At 35.6% G+C, this 3,326-nt stretch carries 3 protein-coding genes and 1 pseudogene; 2 read left to right on the forward strand and 2 right to left on the reverse strand.

Annotation, left to right across the window (positions count from 1 at the left end):
- Together VIG73_RS02845 and VIG73_RS02850 are read right to left on the reverse strand one after the other, a co-directional pair.
- Window positions 1-1,345: helicase HerA domain-containing protein (locus VIG73_RS02845; RefSeq protein WP_331639039.1), on the reverse strand; the 1,345-nt coding region annotated here is incomplete at its 3' end.
- A gap of 15 nt (window positions 1,346-1,360) precedes the next feature.
- The gene (locus VIG73_RS02850; RefSeq protein WP_331639040.1) at window positions 1,361-2,533 is read right to left on the reverse strand and encodes an SIR2 family protein; all 1,173 of its coding nucleotides are present in this window, start codon (window positions 2,531-2,533) and stop codon (window positions 1,361-1,363) included.
- A gap of 197 nt (window positions 2,534-2,730) precedes the next feature.
- Between VIG73_RS02850 and VIG73_RS02855 the strand changes: the two genes are divergently transcribed.
- Together VIG73_RS02855 and VIG73_RS02860 are read left to right on the forward strand one after the other, a co-directional pair.
- A complete protein-coding gene (locus VIG73_RS02855; RefSeq protein ID WP_194561911.1) occupies window positions 2,731-3,108 on the forward strand; it encodes a GntR family transcriptional regulator in 378 nt (125 codons plus the stop codon).
- A pseudogene (locus VIG73_RS02860) lies at window positions 3,105-3,326 on the forward strand (hypothetical protein); the annotation flags it as partial. The gene VIG73_RS02855 and the pseudogene VIG73_RS02860, both read left to right, overlap by 4 nt.

Consider the following 3,326-nt stretch of genomic DNA (forward strand, 5'->3'; position numbering starts at 1 on the left):
CGTCTTCAAGACCTGAAACGCGTAACGTTGTAAAAGGTTTCCGACAAGAAATAATTTCATTGAATGCTGTTATTTTATCTGTATCCTCTGAAAAAATAACTTTTGCTAAGCCTTTTTCAAGTACCTCTATTCTCGTAATTAGTGTTGAACAATATGAACGGACTTGACTGTTTCCTTTGACTTCTTCTAATAGTAAAGCGAATTCAATTGCGTCATTAATTACCTCAAAACTTGTTACATTTTTCAAGCTTCTTTCTTGCATTTTATTCAATTTTTCTTCTGCTTTACTTAATTCTTCTTTATAATCCAAAGTCACTTCATTCCGAGTTTCTTTCAAACTTGCCCAATCACTATCTTTCTTATGTTGAGAAATAATATTTGCTAATTCTTTTAATAGCAATGCTTCTGGATTGTTTTCGAGGTTACCGAATTGAGCATGGTATCTGTCCAAAGCTTCATCCAATCCAACGGATAATCCTTTCGATAAGCTCACTATCTTTCTTCGTGTTCCAACAACATCTGTCCGAACATTTAAATACATTTCTAGCGCACAGTAAGCTGACAACCATTTCTTATATTTCTCCACAATAGGCGCTAATCGAATTGCTTGAAGTAGTACAGGGAGCTGCACACCATCAGATGGATTTACTAAATTAATCCAATCACTTTCTTCTAGCGTCTTTAAATCAATAACAAGATCCTCTAATTCTACTACTTCATGATTCTCTGCATCTTCAATTCCATATTCATCATGGACGTCAAAAATCAAAAAATTGATATGTTCAGGATTAAGTTCTCCTTTTTCAATCTTCTGCTCAATCATATGCAATAAAGTACGAGATGTAGTTGACTTTCCAGAGCCAGTATTACCTAAAATACTCATATGATGCGTGAAAAGATGATCGATTGAAATTACTGGTTCGTACTCTCTTAACGTCGTTAGAGGTCCTAGTTGGAGATCAAAACCACCCGATTGACTTTCAAAAATTATTTTTACGTCTTCTAGAGCTGTTAAATAGACATCTTTGCCAATCATCGGAAACTTAGAAAGACCAAAGTGAAATTCATTTTCTTCAATTTTTCCTAATGGAATCGCTTCGAAGTAAGATTCCACGCCAAACTTAGAGTCTTCTTCAGGTAAATACGGTTTTTCTTTCTCATACATTCCGATTACTTGATAAATATACTTTTCATCTTCTGTTTCATAAATTGTGAGTAATTCATTAATTCCTTCGCAATGGTAATAATCGCCTTTGTAATTGTGACTCAAGGCCATTAAATCAGGGATATCTATCGTAACCTTATTAGGATACACCTTATTCAATACTCCAATACTACGACGCACTGTAACCTCTCCTTTCTAATTTAAATAATCAATAACATTCTCAAAGTGATGCCCATTACATTCACCTTCATTCAAACTTCCTCCTATGAAGTGAAAGTTCACAAAATCTTTGTTATTTTTGATGAACTCAGATGCATTTGGTTCTTCTTTCTTTCCCAACACAATGAGATTAAACGATGGGTTACTTAGCGCCTGAGAAAGTAGATGATTAATATGCTGATCCGGAAAACCGTAGCCGATTACGATTAGTGTTGTATCTTTCTTTTGGATGTTATTCGTTAATTCACGAAACAGTTCAGAGTACGGAGTTTGTTGTGTCTCAATATGTTTATTTATCGTCGGATAAATAAGAACATTCTCTTGCGAACTATGAGACACATCTCGCTGGAGCACTTTCTTTGAAGCTTCATCGTAACTCCAATCAACAGATCCATGAATCTTGAAAAGCTTTACAAACTTTCGTACCGTATCCCACTTTTCTTTATATCTGTTAGCATCATCTACTAGTCGCAAATGAAACATCGAGGGATCAAAAAGTCGCTGAACTGTCCCCTTAAAGCCATTTGTATAATGTATACCTAAATTTTCCAATGTTACTTCGTTAAATAAATCATAATTCGTTGTGAAAATATTAATCGGTTGAGTGACATTATATTCCCTATGCTTGAAAATAGATGTATAAAACTTCTTATAATTTGTTAAGGTAACATCCAATTTATCTTCTTCATCTGATTTTTTTGGAGAATCCTCTAGAATATATCTGTCAGGCATTGAACTTATTAACCCTTTTTTTACTATGTTAAATGCTTTTTCATATTCTTTATAATCTTCTCCCTCTTTATGAAATTGCATAGCGTGGTTTAGCCAATTTAAATATGCTTCAATATCTTTCCCCTCAACAAAATCACCTAAATATTCTTTATCTAATTTCTCTTCTTCGTTACTAGCTTCTTTATCATTTCCATCACAAGAAGTTTCAAGCTTGAAATATTGCTCTCTTAATTTCTTAAATGTATCACCCATCAAGGAAACTGCCGGAAGAGAGCAACCTGATCCAATTAAAAAATTCAAGTTTTGACTTTTTATGTGGGCTTTTAAAAATTGTCCTACTTGATTTCTTTGTTGCTCGAACGATTCGCCTGATAAAATATCTTTACCGTTACGAATATGATAAATATTTATACTCATACCAAACCCCTCCTTCAATTACCTTAATGTTACAATTAAAGGAATGTAATATCAATTAAATTACTAATTTTATACATTCACTACTTAAAAATGTTTTTCTTTTTATAATAAATTACTTTACATCCCGATTTATCTGTGTCATTATAAAGGTGACAGATTCTGAACCACCTAAACGGTGACAGATTGGAGGAGATGATATGTTCATTCGATTGTATGAGGAGGACGAACGGGATTTATACGTGCAATTGACCGATGAAATCATTCGACTCATGGCAGAAGGTACGTTGAAAGATGGCGATGAGTTGCCGTCGATTCGGTCGCTCGCCAGCAGCTTACAAGTGAATGTCAAAACCGTGCAAGCGAGTTATCAAAAGCTCGCCGATGAAGGGTATATCGTGCAACGCAAAAAAGCCCGAGCTGTCGTCGATCGTTCGCATTTTGATCAAGCTGCTTGGGAGGCAAAATGGCGCCGTTTGCTTCGTCAATTTCAACACGAATGTCGCGCGACGGGGCAATCCGAGCACGACACATTACAACGCTTACAACGAGACGTCCAAAAGGAGGAAAACTTATGATTGATTTGCTATTTTTCTTCACATTTATTCCAATTTATATCATCCAGATGGCGATGCCTCACATTCAACGCAAAACACGCGTCTTTGGCGTATCGATTCCAGAACCTTTCATCGATGACGACCAGTTGCGCACATTTAAATGGGACTATACGAAATCGGTTGCGGTCATTCAACTCATCGTCATCCTCGCGACATTTTTCATTTTACGCCCCCTCTCC

The organism is Cerasibacillus sp., from assembly GCF_036516575.1.
In the GTDB taxonomy this organism is placed as follows: Bacteria; Bacillota; Bacilli; order Bacillales; family Amphibacillaceae; genus Cerasibacillus.

Bases quoted from the DNA above. Each gene is read 5' to 3' on its own strand.
- VIG73_RS02855 (WP_194561911.1), top strand. From the start codon at position 2,731: ATGTTCATTCGATTGTATGAGGAGGACGAACGGGATTTATACGTGCAA.
- VIG73_RS02850 (WP_331639040.1), bottom strand. From the start codon at position 2,533: ATGAGTATAAATATTTATCATATTCGTAACGGTAAAGATATTTTATCA.